This is a genomic window from Oleiphilus sp. HI0117, assembly GCF_001635235.1.
Genome location: NZ_LWGA01000742.1, coordinates 1 through 19,478 on the forward strand (window position 1 = coordinate 1; position 19,478 = coordinate 19,478).

Annotated in this window: 17 protein-coding genes; 3 read left to right on the plus strand and 14 right to left on the minus strand. The window is 46.2% G+C overall.

Going from position 1 to position 19,478, the window contains the following annotated elements:
• The coding region (locus A3757_RS11490) for a hypothetical protein (protein ID WP_156506289.1) at positions 1–293 on the minus strand (293 nt) is incomplete at its 3' end.
• Between the two features lie 143 nt (positions 294–436).
• Here A3757_RS11490 and A3757_RS11495 point away from each other — a divergent pair.
• The 3 genes from A3757_RS11495 (at position 437) to glnG (ending at position 3,857) form a co-directional block, all read left to right on the plus strand.
• Positions 437–1,018 carry a hypothetical protein gene (locus tag A3757_RS11495; protein ID WP_068508262.1) on the plus strand — a complete coding sequence of 194 codons (582 nt, stop codon included), beginning with the start codon at positions 437–439 and terminating at the stop codon, positions 1,016–1,018.
• Positions 1,019–1,273: 255 nt separating this feature from the next.
• On the plus strand, positions 1,274–2,401 hold the full coding sequence (gene glnL, locus A3757_RS11500) for a nitrogen regulation protein NR(II) (RefSeq protein WP_068508264.1): 1,128 nt from the start codon (positions 1,274–1,276) through the stop codon (positions 2,399–2,401).
• Positions 2,402–2,405: 4 nt separating this feature from the next.
• Positions 2,406–3,857 carry a nitrogen regulation protein NR(I) gene (glnG, locus tag A3757_RS11505; protein WP_068508266.1) on the plus strand — a complete coding sequence of 484 codons (1,452 nt, stop codon included), beginning with the start codon at positions 2,406–2,408 and terminating at the stop codon, positions 3,855–3,857.
• Positions 3,858–3,942: 85 nt separating this feature from the next.
• Here glnG and A3757_RS11510 read toward each other — a convergent pair whose 3' ends face one another.
• The 13 genes from A3757_RS11510 to mshL form a co-directional block, all read right to left on the minus strand.
• Complete coding sequence (locus A3757_RS11510) at positions 3,943–8,865, minus strand: DUF6701 domain-containing protein (RefSeq protein ID WP_068553134.1); 4,923 nt, start codon at positions 8,863–8,865, stop codon at positions 3,943–3,945.
• Positions 8,858–9,286 (minus strand): hypothetical protein, encoded by a 429-nt coding sequence (locus A3757_RS11515; RefSeq protein ID WP_068508270.1) that lies wholly within the window; start codon positions 9,284–9,286, stop codon positions 8,858–8,860. Before A3757_RS11515 ends, A3757_RS11510 begins: the two co-directional genes overlap by 8 nt.
• On the minus strand, positions 9,276–10,070 hold the full coding sequence (locus tag A3757_RS11520; protein WP_068553138.1) for a type II secretion system protein: 795 nt from the start codon (positions 10,068–10,070) through the stop codon (positions 9,276–9,278). Before A3757_RS11520 ends, A3757_RS11515 begins: the two co-directional genes overlap by 11 nt.
• On the minus strand, positions 10,070–10,621 hold the full coding sequence (locus tag A3757_RS11525) for a prepilin-type N-terminal cleavage/methylation domain-containing protein (RefSeq protein ID WP_197469704.1): 552 nt from the start codon (positions 10,619–10,621) through the stop codon (positions 10,070–10,072). The genes A3757_RS11520 and A3757_RS11525 overlap by 1 nt, the downstream gene beginning before the upstream one ends.
• Positions 10,618–11,163, minus strand: a complete 546-nt coding sequence (locus A3757_RS11530) for a type II secretion system protein (RefSeq protein WP_068740403.1) — start codon at positions 11,161–11,163, stop codon at positions 10,618–10,620. Before A3757_RS11530 ends, A3757_RS11525 begins: the two co-directional genes overlap by 4 nt.
• 61 nt (positions 11,164–11,224) lie before the next feature.
• Complete coding sequence (locus A3757_RS27935) at positions 11,225–11,701, minus strand: prepilin-type N-terminal cleavage/methylation domain-containing protein (protein ID WP_068566907.1); 477 nt, start codon at positions 11,699–11,701, stop codon at positions 11,225–11,227.
• A 220-nt stretch (positions 11,702–11,921) separates the two neighbouring features.
• Positions 11,922–12,425, minus strand: a complete 504-nt coding sequence (locus A3757_RS11540; RefSeq protein ID WP_068554219.1) for a Tfp pilus assembly protein FimT/FimU — start codon at positions 12,423–12,425, stop codon at positions 11,922–11,924.
• Positions 12,426–12,520: 95 nt separating this feature from the next.
• Positions 12,521–13,096, minus strand: a complete 576-nt coding sequence (locus A3757_RS11545) for a hypothetical protein (protein WP_068554344.1) — start codon at positions 13,094–13,096, stop codon at positions 12,521–12,523.
• Positions 13,097–13,101: 5 nt separating this feature from the next.
• Positions 13,102–14,328: a type II secretion system F family protein gene (locus A3757_RS11550; RefSeq protein ID WP_068554338.1), complete on the minus strand. Its 1,227-nt coding sequence runs from the start codon at positions 14,326–14,328 to the stop codon at positions 13,102–13,104.
• A gap of 24 nt (positions 14,329–14,352) precedes the next feature.
• Positions 14,353–16,116, minus strand: a complete 1,764-nt coding sequence (locus A3757_RS11555; protein WP_068554346.1) for a GspE/PulE family protein — start codon at positions 16,114–16,116, stop codon at positions 14,353–14,355.
• Between the two features lie 12 nt (positions 16,117–16,128).
• The gene (locus tag A3757_RS11560; RefSeq protein WP_068509830.1) at positions 16,129–17,346 is read right to left on the minus strand and encodes a M48 family metallopeptidase; all 1,218 of its coding nucleotides are present in this window, start codon (positions 17,344–17,346) and stop codon (positions 16,129–16,131) included.
• The gene (locus tag A3757_RS11565; RefSeq protein ID WP_068554336.1) at positions 17,343–18,257 is read right to left on the minus strand and encodes an ExeA family protein; all 915 of its coding nucleotides are present in this window, start codon (positions 18,255–18,257) and stop codon (positions 17,343–17,345) included. The genes A3757_RS11560 and A3757_RS11565 overlap by 4 nt, the downstream gene beginning before the upstream one ends.
• 49 nt (positions 18,258–18,306) lie before the next feature.
• On the minus strand, positions 18,307–19,478 hold a 1,172-nt coding region (gene mshL, locus A3757_RS11570; RefSeq protein ID WP_068739664.1), incomplete at its 5' end, for a pilus (MSHA type) biogenesis protein MshL.

Genomic DNA, 19,478 nt, shown 5'->3' on the forward strand with positions numbered 1-19,478 from the left:
TGAGCAAGGCAAGGCAAGGCGGCCTTTTCCAGGTCCGCCAAATCCATTTGGCGGCACTGTAATTTGCCTTGGCTATGAACCGCTCTCATCATACCGCTACTTGAAGCTCTTTCGTCTACGGGTAAGCCGTGCAAAAACACCTCACGTGAACAAGCAAACCCAGCTAGCGCCATGACATGCAGATAAGCATTTTGAAGATAACGCGATACAGCTACTTGAGCAGGCTCTACTGCTTCAGCACTCGATACATTCGCCGCATTGTCATAAGAGCTACTGGCGGAATTATGGGACAAAGAAAAAACCTCAAATATCAAAAATAGCTCATCAAATTGTGAGCTAAACTATAGATGAGCTTTAGAAGCGAAAAGACTCTCTGTTACACTGCTTCTTCAAAGCTTTTTCTAACTATAGCAGTTATTTAACGAGGGTATAGACTGTGCTTACACAAGATCAATTCAAGACTAGCAATTTGTTGATCGCCATAAAGGTTACTTTATTGGCTTTATTGTTTTTCGTCAGCACGAGTAAGCTGTATGCCGAAGAAAGCACCAGCACAACAACCGTCTATAAAGTCACAAAACCAGATGGCAGCATATCGTACTCAGACCAACCACAAAGCAACGCCGTCACCTTGGAAGTCGAACCCGTTCCAACCATACCTGCACTAAAACCAAGCCCCATAAGTTTTAGCTCTGCACCTACAGACGACAGCTTTCTTTACCAGTCACTTGTTATTAGCGCACCAATAGACCGGAGCGCACTCCACTCAGGCACGGGTGACATCACTGTAAGCACCATATTAGAGCCTTCATTAAGAGCAGAGGACAAACTGCGCTTTCTGCTGGATGGTGCCGAAGTTGCATTACAAAAAGGGGCGAGCTTGCTGCTAACAAGCCTAAATAGAGGAACACACACGATCACGGTCCAAGTTATCGACCCACAAAACAAGGCTCTTATCTCAGCCAGTAGTCAATTTACAGTTCATCGACCTATCGCCAGAGCGTTCAAAATTAACTAACACATAGAGAGCACCAATAGGGAACACCCCAAAAAAGCAATGCACAAAATTGGTGCGCACATCCTATCTTCATCTATACTAAACCAAGAGCCCTGACACGCAAGCAGTCGGGAGCTCGCTAAATAGCTACTCTCTGAACATATTCGACGCCACATAAAACATTGGTTTGCTTCTTGCTTTGGCTATTATAGTTCGCCCCAGGCAAGAGCAAGCCTGTTTGCATGTAATTTCGTCTTTCAATGGATACAAGCTTTAATGACAACCAACCTGTTCTCAGATGCCTACCAACAACGCATACTCGAAGGCTTGTCGACTGCTGTTATCCTTATTGATGCAAATTACCAGATTAAATTTATCAATCCTGCTGCCGAAATGCTCCTGCAAGCCGGTTACAAACGAATACTATCCAGCAAGCTAGATCACCTCTTTATTAAACATGAAGAACTTTTGTTTGACGAGTTCCAGGCCATTATTGATGGCGGGCACTCATACACTCAACGTGACTGCGAGTTTATTCTACACAACGGCCAAGAGCTTCTTGCAGACTGCTCGGCATCAAAGTTCTCTCAAGATTCTCAGGATTTACTGCTGATCGAAATGCAAGCAAAGGATCGTTTGAAGCGGATCAGCCGTGAAGAACAGCTGCATGAGAACCAGGAAACAGCTCAAATCCTTGTTCGTGGCTTCGCTCATGAGGTTAAGAACCCTCTCGGTGGAATTCGGGGTGCCGCTCAGCTACTTGATGCAGAGCTGACCAACCCAGAGCATCATGAATACACACAAATTATAATGAGTGAGTCGGACCGGCTGAGAAGTCTGGTAGATCGAATGCTCGGCTCTAATAAAGCCCTCAAGCGTTGTGAAACAAACATCCACGAGATTCTTGAAAGAGTTCACACCCTGATTCATGCCGAATCTGCAGGCAAAATTAATATTATCAGGGACTACGACCCAAGTATTCCTGAATTCCTGGGCGATAAAAGTCAGTTAATTCAAGCGTTTCTGAACATTGCGAAAAATGCACTTCAAGCACTGTCTGAGCAAAAAGACGAAAATCCTTCACCTCAGATTGTCTTGAGAACGCGAACTCTAAGGCAGTTCACTATTGGTCATACTCGACATCGACTGGTACTAAAGGTTGATATTATCGACAACGGCCCAGGTATACCAAAGGATTCCATTCAGAATATTTTTTACCCCATGATCAGTGGGCGCGCAGAAGGTACAGGTCTGGGCTTATCCATTACGCAAAGCATATTTACCAAGCACGATGGCTTGGTCGAGTGCGAAAGCAAACCAGGTAAAACCGACTTCATTATTTATATCCCTATCGATAGCACGCGCTCACCTAAACCAACAAACGTTTCAAGTATCTCGGAGTAACACTATGACAACAAAGCCACTTGTATGGATCATTGATGATGACCGCTCTATACGCTGGGTACTTGAAAAAGCGCTAGCAAAAGAAGACTACGAGCTTCGCTCTTTTGAAAGCGGTGAAGGTGTAGTAGAGCGACTTTCTAGCGAGAGCCCTGATGCGATTATCAGTGATATTCGCATGCCTGGCATTGATGGGCTTGCACTACTTGAAAAGATTCAAGCTAATAACTTGCATCGTGGCGTACCGGCAGTTCCGGTCATTATTATGACCGCTCATTCCGACTTGGACAGCGCTGTTTCCTCCTATCAGAGTGGCGCTTTCGACTACCTACCCAAACCCTTCGATCTAGATGATGCCGTCGCACTAATCAAACGCGCCATTGCTCACTCCCAAGAGCAAAAAGCACAGAATATGCCTGATGCACCGGAGCTCAATGAAGAAAATACTGAAATCATTGGTAAAGCTCCAGCGATGCAGGAAGTGTTTCGCGCTATCGGCCGCTTATCACAGTCAAATATAACGGTTCTGATCAATGGCGAATCAGGAACAGGTAAAGAACTGGTCGCTCGTGCTTTGCATCAGCATAGCCCCCGTGCACAGTTACCATTTATTGCCTTAAACATGGCTGCAATTCCCAACGACCTGATTGAGTCTGAGTTATTTGGTCATGAGAAAGGTGCCTTTACAGGTGCTGGAGGACAGCGCACCGGACGCTTTGAACAGGCTGATGGCGGTACACTTTTCCTCGATGAAATCGGAGATATGCCTGCCGATACGCAAACCCGCCTATTACGTGTACTTGCTGATGGTGAGTTTTATCGAGTCGGTGGCACCACACCCGTTAAGGTTAACGTTAGGATTATCGCTGCAACCCACCAAAACCTTGAAGGTCTGGTTCAAGAAGGTAGCTTCCGGGAAGATTTATTTCACCGTTTGAACGTTATTCGCGTTCACCTACCTAAACTATGCGACCGAAGTGAAGACGTCCCCACCCTGGCGAACTACTTCTTAAGCAAAGCAGCTGAAGAGCTCTCGGTCGACATCAAGCAATTACGCCCTGAGACCGAAGAGTACTTAAGTGCCATGCCCTGGCCAGGTAATGTTCGACAGCTAGAAAACACCTGTCGCTGGTTAACCGTCATGGCTAGTGGTAGAGAGGTTCATGTATCAGACCTGCCGCCAGAATTATTAGATGAAGATAACACTGCTCCAACAGCAAGTACTTGGCAGGAAGCCTTGCGAAAGTGGGCTGACCAGGAACTTAAAAAAGGTAATAGTGCCATTCTGGATCAAGCTGTTCCCCAGTTTGAGCGTATTATGATCGATACGGCATTGAACCATACTGGCGGACGACGTAGAGATGCTTCCCAGTTATTAGGCTGGGGCCGGAATACGCTTACCCGTAAAATCAAAGAGCTTGATATGAGCTTTGAAGAGAGTACTGAGGAAGAGGATTAAGCCCCTCCCTCCGCATTACTCTCATATTTTGTAGGCAGCGGGTTCCATCCCGCGCTATGCCCAAACCTTGGAGCACGACCTAGAATCAGTTACTCACTTCTCGCCAGTAGATAATTCTGTCGTGGCCTCGATATTGACCAAACTGCGCCTCAACAAAGGGGTGCTCATCATCCAGAGCGCCATCTCCGTCCCAGTCAAAACGCAACCATGGCAATGCAGATAAGTCCTGATTAACTTGAACTTTTCCAGCCCCGCCGACTCCTGGAGCGCTGAAGCTAAAGTTTTCATTTTGCGCATCATCGAGAGGAGCATTCACACTTAAGGTAGTTAACTCTGAACCCACAAGAATATCTTCTAAGCTCGTAGCACCACTACCTAAAGGTGTAACAGTTGGAACAACTGCGGTACATTGATCATCAGTATGGGCAACAAAGGTTCCGGCGCTAGAATAATATTGGGGGTAAGCCTTCATTTTTAACGCTTGAGTATCAGGCCCATAGGCATTCTCCATTTTCCACCGTCCTTGCCGTAATTCTGAGCTAAATTGGAAACCAAGCGCTGCTAAATTACTAGTGCCTGTCACATCATCATCGTCTTCCAAAGTAACGACCAAATCAATATCTGCGTCAAAAGGAACGATATTGGTCCCTGCAGGTCGATCATAACTGAAGTTAGGGTTACTAGAGTGGATAAGTAAGCTAAGCGTTCCATCAATATCTGTTGTCGCACCATAACTTATATCTCCAACTGGCGAGGATAATGTCGCCGCCGTCGCTGCATTATCGGTATAGCAAAAACCCTTAACGCCTACACTACCACCACAAGACTCATCTAGCTCCAGGTTTGCACCCAAGCGCCAAAAATCACCTTCATAGTTTTGTGTAATCGTGCCATCAGCACGTACAGCACTTATCGTCAATTCAGGGACAGTATTCCATTGAAAGGCCTGATTCATATAAGTGAAGGGCGATAGTCCAACGACATTACACGCTGGGGCAAAATTTCCTCCTGTGACGGAAAAGCTCACATCAAAACGATCAGGGATAAACCGACCAACATTACCACTTGTACCACCGCTGACGACTTCACCCGCATAATCGGGCACGGCATAGGCTTCCATAGTGAAAACCCCCACCTCATCTATTTGTTGCGTCACCGACACAACACCATCATCTGCCAATGTAAAGGCCACATCGCTCTCGGCAACATTGGCATTAACACCACTTAGCGGTGCAATAAGATTACTACGCAACGATATTGGCGAAGGACTGATATAGCTCTCAGCCGTTGTTGCGCTTGCATCCGCGCAGACAGCTCTAAGCTGCTGAGTAAAATTATCACCGACCGTTGCAAACTCACTGCAAGATCCAAAAGGAGAAGAACAACTTGGCGCGCTCGGTACAGTCGACTCAATCAAGGAAGGAGAGACAACAAAGGCATTAGACATAAGACCTTGCATAAGTGGCGTTTCACTGAGCCCATCCTCATGTTCAAAGTTAATAGACAATATTTGTCCAGCATCTAAATGCCTAACGTCAAGATCTGCTACACCTTGATCAAAATCTAAAGTCAGATTATCACTAGCAGGTAAACTGTTAGCGATAAGCGTGTTATTAAGGCTTAGGGAAGTCCTGGCCGTATCTGCAATAGCGGGTGACTCATCAGATTGATAATTCACCTCAAACCATGCTTTTAAGTCTTTACTCCCGTCAAAATCAGTCAACACTGAACAAGCACTACCACTTGGTTGAGTTTGACCGACAGCGGTTAATGTCATCGATTCAGAATTACCACAAACAAAAGAGGCCGGGTTGGTCGCAACAAATCCGTAAGCACTAAAGTTTGTACCCGGCGTTGCGGTAGAGCTTACACTCTCTGCAGTATCTTCGGCGGTCACGACCACACCATCAACCGCCCTCTCATGGAATAAAAAGACCGTTGCTGCACCGCTTTCAGAGCCATCCAGAGTGAGACCCGATATGGAGGAACCACCGCTAGCAGCATCATAAAACTCGCTATTTGAATCATCATTGGTACTTAAACCAATCGTACCAACATAGTCAGTTTTATCAGTAACACCATCCGCACATACAGCTTGAATACTCACTTCAGCTCTGGAACTCGGGCAGGCTAACCCATAGTCAGGCTGAGTAATCGAAAAACTACCTAAAGAACACGAGCTACAAGCATGAGAGTCCCCCATAGCCGTTCCAATTTCTGCTTCAGTCAGCACGCTATCGTAAACTTTAATCTCATCCAAACGGCCATAAGCTGAAGCGCCTGGTGTTAGATAAGTAGATGAATTGTCCCCGAAGAAGATATTTCCTACATCACCCATAGTGCCGTTAGATGAAATTGACGATGAGGCAGCAGAGCTTCCATCAACATATATATGCAATTCATCGGCAGATAAGTCCCAGGTTACGCCAAGATGAACCCACGTTCCCGCAACAACTGAGTTAGCACTTGTGTATAAGTTGAAATCAAGATCCGCGCTATCTTCCAAGGCAAATCGTAAGCGACCATCATTTAATTTTGCCAAGAAGAAATACTTATCGTTAGAATTTCCTATGACATCGGTAGTTGCATCAATTAAGGTCTTATCTCCACTCCCCACCCAGTTCTCTTCAGCTCGATACCAAAGCACAATAGTCCCTTGACTACCTACGTCTGTGTCCAAGTCCAGCTGTGAGTCAATGGCATCAATCGTTGCTGAATTTGAGTTGTCGGGAATAAAACTACCTTTACAAACCTGGCCGCTGGCATGGGACTCTGCACTACCGACACTTAATCCCGCATTACCGTTACCCGAATAATCCTCGATCGACACGCCTGCGCCCGACCAATTATTTTGCTCAAAGGCAAAGTGAGCAAGAGGCTGATAGGCGCCACATGAACGTGTCTCGGTATATAAGGCATTCACTTGCGAATCACTTAGAACGCTGTTGTATATTTTGACTTCATCTAGCTGACCTTGAAAGTACTCTGGCGAACCACCTGTATCTTCTATCCGGCCGATACTCGTGAAAGAGTTGCCAATCACACCTGCTGCTGCGGTGCCACTTTGATCCAACACGCCATCAATATATATTTTATACGCACCACTACCGGCATCACGTGTTAGCACCACATGATGAAAGCTATCATCATTGATCACACCTGAGGACTTTGACGAGTAATCATTACCAACCGATAAGCCAATATGGCCCGAGGCATCGATCCAGCCCCAAAAGATATCGTCCGAGCCACCCGACTCTTCCACCCCGGCAATACCGGGCGCCTGCCATCCAGTATTATTTCCAACTTGTGTGGTCTTAATCCAAAAGCTCAGAGAAGAAGTCCCCGTTAGAGTTGCCCCCACTTCAGAGCTTTCAATGTAGTCATCAACTCCATCAAAATCGCCTGCTCGGCAAAGGTGTGCTGTACTCGTCGTGTCTAAGCCATTTTGAGAACTTCCATTACTAGGGCTGGCAGAGCTATCCACCACATCGCCTGATGAGCCAGACCAAGCCGTCTCGTCCATTCGAAATTCTGCGACAGGTTCAGGTAGCTCACCTGTGACCGCACATGAACTCAAAGCTGCACTTGGAATAGCTTCCCAACTGCCACCGTCACGGCGCCATTGCAAACGAGCATAAGCTTGACCAGTATGCTCAAAGTGCTCCATCTGAACGATATAGCCCTGCCCAGAATTTAATGATTGCGCCGCAGAAGTGCTCGAATAACGCGGTCCATGAAGGCTCCAGTCATTAATAATCTCACTACCTTCAAGGTCTAAGCGTACACCATCATCTGAATACAGCCGGAACTCATAACTACCTGTTTGTGTCGGTACCACATAGCCATTCCAACGAATACTGAAACGCTCATTATTTCCAGAGGTACTAGGGAAAATAGTCGGCGTTCCTGAGCCCCAACCAAAATCCACTTGGCTATCTTTACGCAGATATTCCGTACCGGTAAATAAACCTGAAGGCTGAGAAACCTTGGTTCCACTTCCGTTACGTTGATCAAAGTAATGACCAGTTAAACCAGAGAAATCAACGCTGTGATCAGTACCATCCACCGTCAAGGTATATGCCTGGCCCGCTACAATTCCTGTTACCTGCAATACAACCGTTGTGTCACTTTGCTGACTAACACTACTAATCGTCGCTGCATTTAAGGAGTAGTAGCTAGTATCTAAGGCATCACTATCAATGGTATTGTCGAATTCGACTACCAAGAGATTATCAACACCACAGGCACCATGGACACTATCAACATTCAATACACCACTCGCCCCTTCTCTCAAAGCAATTAAGTGACCAATGGCATCATCAAAAATTGTTGACGCCGTCGCGACTCGATCACCCGATGCACCTGCCGTAGGTCGAAGCTCATATGCGGCCATTGTTGTTATTCCGTCATTACCCTTATGTTCCTCAATATCGTACATTTCAGTCATACCGACAGGTGCGGAAAACGCTGCGTCTCCGGCTTCAAGCGTATAAAATGCCACCAGCATTCCCCCCGAGCCTGAAGTATTGACCGACGGTGCTGTCACACTGGACCAACTCATACCTACGCTAGAATCTTCATCATCTATTGGTGTGGAGGTATCGACACCTCGAAAGACAGACATACCACCTATATACCGCCGATTCCGATTGCCATCAAAATCAAAGTTATACCCGGTCCCAGCGTCGCCAGACGTAGCCAGGCGATAGTACAATGATTGGAGTACATCATCGTCTCTGTCTTGAGAGCTAATCTGAGTCCAACCAGCTGGCGCTGTCACCCCATCACTACCACTTCTGTTTCGGATAGTAATCTGCACCAATAACAAATCATTTTCTTCAGCACTCGCTGGTACAGTAAGAGTGACATCATCGTTATTGCCATCTTCAGTCGTACTAGCTACAAAAGTAATTGCAGAATGAGCACTACTAGCGAAAGTAAACAGACAGACAATCACACATATACTTGTAATAAGTCGGAACAATAACAAAACACCCTTATTAATCATGAGCCCTCACCTGCACCGAACGAGTCGCCTGGTCCAAACCACTTCCACAGGTCGCTGTGCTTGTAAATGTCATATAATTTGTACCTGCCACCGTATCAATTCGGCAAATCAGTTGTGCAATGCAGTTATCCAAGCCAGGGTTACTCCCTCCTGCATCAAAGTCCAGATACCCCATTGCATCATTACAAGTTGTCCCGCCAACGAACACTCTGTTTAGCGCTATCTGAGCACCGCTTTCCGCCGCGTAAAAGGCTCGTGTAGATTCAAAGTCTTGAGCAAAGCCCATACTGGAATCTTCAGCCAGATCACTCATTGCCAAAACGATCAAAGCAAGAATAACGATCAAAAATATTGTCGCAGGAAGTCCAATACCTCGCTGCTTAAGGTGTAGTTGTCTAAAGTGGAGTTGCCTAGGGTACATTGCGAATTTGCACCTCTTGATTTACGGCCTGGAGTTCACCATTACTACCTGTAACACTGTAAGCAATATTTACCACAGCATTACGAGTCAGGCTGGCGTCTGTATAAGCAAAGCTACCTAAATTCGCACCATTTGCCATGACATTTTGCTTGTTGGTATCAGGGGTCGAATCAAAGCCATAATCAAAATAACGATAGAGAAAGCCACCGCTAAAACAAAACATCACGGGGTCCTGACTAATAAACAAACGCTTAGTTGGGGAGTCACTGACAAATTGATGGCTTGATTGTAAGTTAATCGTCAAAGCACCGGCTGTTGCGCCGGCAGTAATACTAGAAAGCAAGCTACTAATTACGCGCTGGCTTCCAGATAGGTCATAAACATCACTGACGGCATTACTATAAACGGCCACTCTGTCCTGGCTAGTATCGACACTTGCATCCACGTAGCTAGCAAAAGGTACCACCTCGAAACTACTGGCCCCACTTAAAATCGGCACACTTAAATAGTCCGTTGCAGCGACAGTGGGAATAAACTCAATACATGAGCCGCCACTAAGCGTTTGAATACTATTCGGTAAAGCTAATCGTAGTTCTCTACTTAGCTTCTCTGATACCACCCAAGCAATGGCAGATATTTTACCGCGCTCAGAGGCATCGATCATGCCCTCCGTAGTTCGACCGATAAATCCGGCAATTCCTACACCTAGAATACCTATCACGACAATCGTGACAATCATCTCGATTAAGGTAAATCCTTTAGAGTCATTTAAGGGGCGCGACATTAGAAGTTCCCCTTATAAGCGGCAAAGGTCATCGTACTTTGGCCCGGTGGCGTTATCGAAATAGTTATTTTCTTGGCGTGATTCGTTGCACTCGCTGACACTAAGTTAGCGGTATCGCACGCCACACTAATAGAAACACTATAACTGTCATAAGAACTATCTAAACCTGCAGTTAAGCTGACCGGTGGAGCATCTGTCAAACCATCATAGTCATCCACATCGTTATAGACAGAGCGAGTTTCCAGGACGCCCCCGGGTGAATCCGGCCCCAGATCTGCTGCTGTACAACCTGGGCTCGCGACCATCGGCACACCACCCACGGGCGTAGCGTGGTCATAATTCTTTGATAATATTTCGTCAAAATATAACTGTGTCAGCTTTAAGGTCTTATTCCTCCAAAGGGGGTCAGCACTATGTTTCATGGTAAAACTGAAAGAGTTCAGCACTGCAACCATAGCAATCGATAGAATCACAATAGAAATGACGAGTTCAACCAAGGTGACGCCTTGCTGTCGGCTTAAACTTCTTGAACGAGTAACATTAGCTCTCACGGGCATGCCCCCGACGATTCGTAAACAAAACCCGAGGAGGAGAAGCAAATACGATGGGTTTTCGTACCAACGATCGTAACATTGTGATTTGCGGCATCGTCCATACTTGCTGTTTGATCCCACGCCAAACTAACAGTAGCCCCCAACGCCAGCGCAAGGCCATCTATTGAAATTGTGGGCAAAGGTGTTTCCAGTTGATAAGTCTGAACGCTTTGCTGATGCTTCAGTAGGGTAAAATGCAGGTCGCCGCCAGCGGTACGAATAAACTGTATTTCCGCTGGATCTCCCGACGGTATAGGTGCCGCACCCGCTATTTGCACCTCTTGAGCACTGACACCCAAGGCTAACTGTTGCGCGAGTAAACCAAGAGAAAGAAGCCTTTCCTTGGCTAAGTAGTCTGCATAGGAGTCTTTTGAAGAGAACAGGCTATTGGCACCGACACTTAGAACACCGATGAGCACGATGACCATCACCAGCTCAATCAAGGTAAAACCATGCTGGTTAGTCTGTTTTGAATAGTTTGCTATGATCTTGTTCGACAAAAATCTTGCCTTTAAAAAACGAAAAAAAGCGCCCACCGGCGCTTTTTCACACAACTACTAATCAATCACAATTCGTAACATCAATTGAAATAGTTGGGCTATTATTTGCTGTAGCAGCTGTATAGGTAATACGGCAAGTTGCTGCATTAGCTGGTGTTACACCTGAAGCTGTCACTGTAACCGTCGAAGTTGCTAAACCGCCTGGAGTACCACCCAAATCGAAATCAGCAGCAGTAATCTGAGCAGCATCAAGAATACCTTCAGATCCAGCAGTTTGTGCTTCAGGATAGCCGTTCAACATCTGAATAACCTGACCTTCCATTGTAATTTCAGTCAAGGAGTTATCGCCCTGAACCAAATAGTCTGCGTGAGCTATGGATGACGCAGACCTCATCGCGCCATAAGCACCTTGAAGTGCTGCAGCACGCGCTTCACCACCTAAGTCTGCAAAACGAGGCAATGCAAAGGCTGCCAAAATACCTAAGATCACGATAACCATGACCAATTCGATGAGTGTAAAACCCGCTTGACGCTTCATGAGTAGAGCTCCTAAATCTTAATAATTATTTACTGCTTTCGTTCGTTAAAATTAAAAGTTAATGCTTCTTGGACTTAACGCCAAGTTTAAGTAGCACTAAAACTTCGTTCACTAATCTATTGATTTAACTATAGACATGCTTTTAAAACTTCGCACATCATTAATGTATGTTTTTGTTTAAAAATCGTAACAACAAAGCTTACTTTCTTAATAAAACTGCTTAAGGCTGAATATCTGTATAGACAGTGCCGGTGTTCGGGTCATACTCAACGTTATGTCCATCAACTGTTGCCTGATAGGTATATCGACAATCACCAGAATTCACCGTTGTCAGGTAGTCTTCACCCACGGCTGTCGACGTCGTTAGGCCATTAGTATTCATTAATGCCCCCCACAGTGCATTACACTCAGCAGCGGTCATTCCACTGGGGTTGGTGTTACCATTTACGCCTGTTGGCCAGCCATCGACACTAACATCGATAACATTATCTGGTTCACCATATCCAGGTAAGTCTGTAATGGCGGTACGGGTACCGTTTGCCAGCCACTGGGCTCTAACCAGTGAAACCGACGAGGTAAAACTACCACCAGCGCCTTCAACAGCCGATCGATGCGCCTCGTCAGAAATCTCGGCAAACTTCGGGAAGGCCACCGCAGAAAGAATAGCTAGCACGGCAATCACGACCACTAACTCAATTAATGTAAAGCCGGACATTTTTTTCATAACTTCAAACTCTCTTCATCAATGTAAATTGAAACCTGTTTTTGAAAACCCGTTTTTGAAAACCAAGTACCTGCTTCAGAAACTGCGCTCATGGTTTACGGCATGAGCTGCAGAACTAACCCTTCATATTCTGAATGTTTATTCGCTTGAACTTTATCCTTTGACAATAGACCAACTACTCTAAATCGCAACCATTGCGAATATCTTTGGCGCTGCCATTCAGGTTCATCGCTAACAATCCTTGAGAACTCCCCCTGCAATTGCGCTCGCAAACTCTCTACTGACACATCGCGCGGCTGATAAGCAATATCTCTTAGTTTTGGGTCAAATACCCAAACACCCGCTAGGTGCTGACTTTCCTCTAAAGCTTGCTCTCCAACATAGTGCGTCACGTCATCCTGAACCCAGTTCATCGGATTTGCGCCCACAAACTCTGCCATTGCTTGCGGCCTATCCTGGGCCACCAGAGATGCCTGCATCAAGGTAACAGCAGCATTGAGTTCTTTAAGCCTATGAATAAACTGTACACGCTCGGCATTCACTAGCTCTTGATTCAAACGTTCAGCCAACCAATTCAAGGCGAACACAATAATCAGAAGGCTCACTGCGACCACAAAATAGCGATTGCCGAAACTGCGCTCATAAACAGTTTTTTCTTCCGCTTTATACACGCTGTCTACCGTCCCATTGCTGCCTGGCCCAAGTCCCAGATTGGCAAGAAGACGCCTAATGCCAAGACCAAGACAATGCCGCCCATTGCAACGATTAATATTGGTTCGATTGCTTCAGACAAGCGCTTTAACGAGTAGTCTGCTTCTTCATCATAAAAGTCTGCCACTTCATCCAATAGGCTATCGATCGAGCCGGTCTCTTCACCAACCGCCATCATCTGCAATACCAAGGGGGTAAATATTTCGGTAGCACGCGCCGTTCTTAATAGGCTATCGCCACGCTCTATTCCCACTTTCATATCAATAATTCGTTTACCGATAAACTTATTCCCCGAGGCCTCCGCTGCAATCGCCAAAGCATGAGTAATCGGCATGCCGGAAGCGAGCATCATGGCAAAGTTTCGGGTAAATCGTGATAAGGCGATCTGTTCAAATAAAACCCCTACTATTGGAAAGCCGAGTTTTTTCCTATCCCAAATATAATTGCCATTCTCCGTCGCCACCCACTGTTTAAAGGCATATATTCCCGCAAAAATAAGACCGATAATCAGCCACCAGTAAGCCAAACAAAACTCAGAGGTCGCCACAAGTATCTGAGTCGGTAGCGGCAGGTCTGCACCAAATTTGGCAAAGACACTGGCAAATTTTGGAATAACGAACAAGTTAACAATAAACAAGGCGATGAAGATCGCAGAAATAACCATGGTTGGATAGCGAGTCGCTTGCTTGATACGTTTACGTGTATCACGCTCCATTTCCAGGCTCTCACTTAATCGTTTAAAGGCTTCCTCAAGTTGACCTGTATTTTCACCTACGTGAATCATACTAATAAACAAATCAGAAAAGACCTTGGGGTGGGCCTGCATGCATGAAGCTAAATTCACACCTGACTCTAGGCGCTGAGAAACATCAAAGAGTGTCTCGCGAAGCACTTCTGACTTGGTTGAATCCGCCAAGCCTTTCATTGCACGTATAATAGGAATACCGGCGCGAGCCAAAGCATTCATTTGCCGACAAAAAATAATCAGCTCATCAAGCGTCACTTTGGGTTTGATCAGCTGTATATTTATACTGCCCAAACTTTTTGACGCTTCCTGCAGCTCACTGATTTGAACCGGAGTAATACCTTTTTTAAGCAGCTCATTGGCAGCAGCTGACTCTGAAGCTATCTCCAGTTCACCGCTAACCTGGGCCCCTTTTGCATCACGCCCCTTGTATTGAAATCGAGCCATTAACCCTGCCACCCTTCAAGTAAGTTACTCATCGAGTTCATCCAGGTCTATTTCCAGCTCATCGTCCAAGCTTGCCCCCAATTCATCAAGGGTTGCAGAAATTCTGAAGACCTCATCAATCGTCGTAATACCCTGACGCGCATACTCTAAGGCGCACCGATCCAAGGGCTCGTAATAAGCATTCATCTTGGCAGCTTCAGCAAAGGCATCCGGGTCTGCACGACGAAGCGCCCCCAAAGTACGATCATCCATTTCTAGCCACTCGTAAATACCTACTCGCCCTTTATAGCCGGTATTACTGCACTGGTAACAGCCGCTTCCAACAGTGAAATTATCTGGTAGGATTTCACCTTCAGCGACCATACTACCTAGCCAGATTCTCTCCTGTTCCGTTGGGTGATACTCGGTCGCACAGTTCGGGCATACCCGTCTGATAAGACGCTGGGCCAGCACCCCGCCCAAAGAACTCGCTACCAAATAAGGCTCTGCGCCCATATCAATCAAACGCATGGCACTGCCAATCGCGTCATTGGTATGCAAGGTCGACATCACCATATGACCTGTCATTGCCGCCCGCAAGCCAATTTCTGCGGTCTCTTGGTCTCGCATCTCACCAACCAAAACAATATCCGGGTCTTGACGCAAACAGGCCCTAAGTACGGTAGAAAAATTCAATCCCACCTTTGGGTTAACCTGTACCTGAGTAATTCGCGGAAGACGATATTCAACCGGATCTTCTGCGGTAATAATTTTTACTTCTGGTTTGTTCAATTCAGATAGCGCGCCATACAAAGTGGTAGTTTTACCACTCCCCGTCGGCCCGGTTACCAGTACCAGTCCATGCGGACGTGTCACTGCGATTCTAAAACGCTCGAGTATTTTGGGGGGCATACCTACCTTGTCCAGCCCCAGAATACCTTCGGTCTGATCAAGAAGACGCATCACCACGGACTCGCCATATTGCGTAGGCATCGTCGATAGACGCACATCCACTGACCGCGCCTTAACCCTAACGTTAAAGCGTCCATCTTGAGGAATTCTTTTTTCGGATATATTTAAGCCCGACATCAACTTCAAACGCAGTACCAGGGCGGCATTGATTCGTGTCTCTTTCATCACCTGCTCTTGCAGAATGCCATCTATACGCTGCCTGATTCGTACCACACTTTCGTCTGGTTCAATATGTATATCAGATGCTCTCGCCTGCACCGCATCTTCAAAAATAGATTGCAGCAGTTTTACAACCGGTGCTTCACTGTCATCTCCGGTCGTGGTTAACTCAGCCAAGTCGAAAGCATCATCTTCCAACTCTTCTTCAAGCTCTCCAGCCAAGTGAGATATTTCTTCTGTTTTACGATAAACCATGTCAATGGTCGTCAAGAGCTCGCTTTCACGAACAACCGCTAGACGTAAAGGCTGGTTGACCGCTCGACCAATCTCATCGAAGGCCATCAGATCCATCGGGTCGGCCATGCCGACTAACAACTCTCCCTGCTGTTCATCTAAGACTATCGCTCTGAAACGTCGCGCTAATGTCTCCGGCAACTTATTGACCAGGTCGTTATTAAACTGGTAATGACGAAGGTGAACAAAGGGCACTTCCAACTGCTGAGACAGTAAATTCAGAAGTTTGTCTTCATCAACATAACCAAGATCGATCAGCGCTTTACCGAGCTTCCTTCCGGTCTTTTTCTGCTCCGATAGGGCCGTCATTAGCTGATCTTCGGTAATAACACCGTTTTGTATCAGCAAGTCACCAATTCGAATTTTCTTTTTCGGTTCACTCATATCTTCACTCAATTACTTTACCGAGGACAGGGCTGTCAGCCGCTGACCGATATAACTCTCTAGCGCACGATTCAAACCAGGCAGGGTCATCGCCTGTTGATAAGCAAATACAGCCTGCCGCCCTTGTTTAAGCTGGTCTGCCGCAATCCCCAAACCAGCCCACCAGTCTGCAACCGTGTCGTTGCTCTGTATAAGCTGACTGTATTGTTCAAACGCTTTGCCTGATTGCCCATTTCGTTGGTATAGCGATGCCATCAATGCAAAGTACTCTGGCATCTTGTCAATATCTGGCAAGGACTGCTCTAGTAAAGCAACGGCGAGCTCAGGCTCCCCTTGCATCAACATCCATCGCGCTTTAACTTGTCTCAGGTCTGGGCTCAATGGCTTACCCGCCCGGCCCAGCAGGCCCGACAGCTCGTTGAAGCGCTGGTCTTGCAGTAAGCGATTTGCCAAAACGCTGAGCGTTTTATCGACAGTCTTGTTCTCGGCAACAAAAGCCTGCATTAAAGCATAAGCTTCTGCTGGCTTACCTATTTCAAATAATGAAATAGCATCTGATGCCATTTTTAAATCAAGTGCAGAGGGAGACAAAACAACACCAAGCGGCTTGGCCTTGGTTTTCGCTTTTGTCTGCAAATTTGGCTCAGCATCAGCTCCCTTGCTAACAGTACTCTTATCAACTTTTGGCTGAGTCACAATATTATCGCTAGCCTTTTTGACTTCACGACTCTCTTTTGCCACAACAGATTTCGTTGCTTTGCTTTCTTCCACGACACTTGTTCGCGCTTTTTTCTCAACAATAGCCGAGGCAACCGGCTCCACTCTTTTCTTTTCTTTTAGCGCAGATTCTTGCAAAACCTGAGTCTGTTTCGTCGCTACAGCAGGTTCGAGTAATTTAGGCCCGGCTATCTGCTTTTCATTTACTGTCTGCTCTTCGACAGGCATTGTCGGCGCTTGCTGTGAAAGCCCTGCTTCCGATTGAACCGCCCGCTCACTATTATTGTCTCTATCTCCAGAGACAACAGTGCTTTCCTCAGTCGACATAAGAATATAAGCAAACAAGCTCGCCACCAGAATGACCAAGACGACCAAAATAAGATCTTTCTGCTTAAAGCTACTTTGTTTGGGCTCGATCATGCTTTCTCGAGACACGCCCGTATCTAGGGAACCGGTTTGCTCAGGGGCTTTACGCTTCTCCAGATCCCTAAGCATATCATTGACTAAACTCATGAAAGCGCTCCAGGTAGAGGCATAGATCGCCACCAGGGTTTATGTGCGCTTTCCGTATCTTTAATCGCTGCTTTCATATGCTTCGCGGTCACTAGGTTTACACCCTCACCAAAGGCGCCCATCAGCGCCTTATGGCATAAAATATTTACCAAGCGAGGAATACCTTTGGATGCACTCACTAATAGTGAAATTGCTTTTGCTTCAAACAAACGACCACCGCTGTATCCTGCCAGGATCATTCGATGAGAAATATATTGTTCGACACCCTCCCTATCGAGCGGGCGAATTTCATGCTGAAACGTTATTCTTTGCTGCAGCTGTCGAAGACTTTTGCTATTCAACGTTTCATCCAATTCTGGCTGACCAAAGAGTACAACCTGCATCAGTTTTGCCGATTCCGTTTCCAGGTTGGTGAGCAAGCGCAAGGCTTCTATAGTGTCTTCCGGCATCGATTGCGCTTCATCAATCACCAGAACGACTTGTTTATCGAGTGCAGCCAAGGCCAATAAAGCTTTTTGGATATTTCCCAAAGCCAGTACATGCTGATCTGTTGCAACCGAGCCAAGCTGTTTAGGCTCTTCAATTATTATTTCACTATTTGCCGGACTAGCGCTTTCCAAAGCAGCTTCGAGCTCATCAGAGATCAGGCAATAGAGTGTTGCCGGTGAAAAATGGGGGTTAGGCAAGTAGACAGTAACGAAAGGGTCTTCGAGAGAGTTTAAAAGTTTCCTACACAGTAAAGTCTTACCGGTACCGACTTCTCCGGACACTTTGATAAAGCCTTCTTTGTTATTCAAGGCCCATAACAGCATTTCCAAACCGTGTTGATGCGTCTCCGACTTGAGAAAGAAGTGAGTGTTTGGGGTCAATGTGAATGGCGCTTCATTTAAGCCAAAAAAGGACTCGTACATATCAAGTTGCTCTATTTTAGACGACAAGTCTTATACTTAAGTCCAAACCTCAATAAAAACTGGTTTGGACAGGTGCAGCCATTACATCTCTAAACTCGCCAAAACGGTCTCGGCTTGCTTTGATATCCTGACGAATGACTCGACGGTTCGTCACCGTTGGGCGAAGCAAGATAACCAACTCGGTTTTCTCAGACTGTTCGCCTTTTTGCTTGAATAACTCTCCAACCAAAGGAAGCTCAGACAGGAAAGGCACGCTGGAATTATTATCCGAACTTCGATTTTGAATCAGGCCACCGATCACAACAATCTGACCATTTTCTGCCGTAATAATACTGTCAGATTCTCGAATACTCGAAAATGCCAAAGGCAAATCCAAGTCCTGACCACCGACTGAAATAATTTTCTGCTGATCTTCCACCTTACTAATTGTTGGGTGGACATGAAGAATAATCTTGCCATCTTCACTAATCTGAGGCGTCACATCCAAGGCAATTCCCGAGAAGAAAGGTGTCAAATCAATGTCTGTAGACGTAGAGTTCGAATCACTATTAGATTCAAAATCGATATCTGTTACAAAGTACTCATCACTTCCTACTTTTATCACAGCTTTCTGGTTATTTACCGTTGCGATGCGAGGGCTGGACAATACCTGAACATTTCCTTGAGTGCCTAGCAGGTTGATCGTGGTATCAAAGTTACCTAGCTTTATTGTCGAGGCGAAAACACCTCCTACATCTCCAGACGTCACCTGACGTGCGAGCTGGGTAAAATTCACACCATTTTTCGGGTTGCCCGATGAGTCCAAACTATCACTTGCACGTGAGAAGCTCCAGTCGACACCTTGCTGATATCCTTCATTCAAGCTCACTTCTAATATCTTCGCTTCAAGAATAACCTGGCGTTGAAGTATCAACTCTGAGCTTTCCAAGTAACGCTCCACCGAAGCAAGCGTGTCGCTATCAGCACGTACGACGGCCATACCTGTGCTTGGAGTAATCACAACAGAGTTGCCTTCTTTACTACCAATAATCAGCTGTAATGTACTTTCCAGACGCTGCCAGAAATCGTTCTGGTTAGTGGTCGCAATACGAGTTCCGAAACCGCTGCTTTGCGTACTAGCACTGCCAGAATCTGAGTCGGAGTCACTTGAGGAAGAGCTTCCTCCACTTGAGTTTTGAGTAATTTGTCCAGAGCTAACGCGCGTCTCACTATCGCCGTTTC

Excerpts from the sequence above, each read along its gene's own strand:
- glnL (WP_068508264.1), top strand. The coding sequence starts at position 1,274 with ATGACAACCAACCTGTTCTCAGATGCCTACCAACAACGCATACTCGAA.
- glnG (WP_068508266.1), top strand. The coding sequence starts at position 2,406 with ATGACAACAAAGCCACTTGTATGGATCATTGATGATGACCGCTCTATA.
- A3757_RS11510 (WP_068553134.1), bottom strand. The coding sequence starts at position 8,865 with ATGATTAATAAGGGTGTTTTGTTATTGTTCCGACTTATTACAAGTATA.
- A3757_RS11515 (WP_068508270.1), bottom strand. The coding sequence starts at position 9,286 with ATGTACCCTAGGCAACTCCACTTTAGACAACTACACCTTAAGCAGCGA.
- A3757_RS11520 (WP_068553138.1), bottom strand. The coding sequence starts at position 10,070 with ATGTCGCGCCCCTTAAATGACTCTAAAGGATTTACCTTAATCGAGATG.
- A3757_RS27935 (WP_068566907.1), bottom strand. The coding sequence starts at position 11,701 with ATGAAGCGTCAAGCGGGTTTTACACTCATCGAATTGGTCATGGTTATC.
- A3757_RS11540 (WP_068554219.1), bottom strand. The coding sequence starts at position 12,425 with ATGAAAAAAATGTCCGGCTTTACATTAATTGAGTTAGTGGTCGTGATT.
- A3757_RS11550 (WP_068554338.1), bottom strand. The coding sequence starts at position 14,328 with ATGGCTCGATTTCAATACAAGGGGCGTGATGCAAAAGGGGCCCAGGTT.
- A3757_RS11555 (WP_068554346.1), bottom strand. The coding sequence starts at position 16,116 with ATGAGTGAACCGAAAAAGAAAATTCGAATTGGTGACTTGCTGATACAA.
- A3757_RS11560 (WP_068509830.1), bottom strand. The coding sequence starts at position 17,346 with ATGAGTTTAGTCAATGATATGCTTAGGGATCTGGAGAAGCGTAAAGCC.
- A3757_RS11565 (WP_068554336.1), bottom strand. The coding sequence starts at position 18,257 with ATGTACGAGTCCTTTTTTGGCTTAAATGAAGCGCCATTCACATTGACC.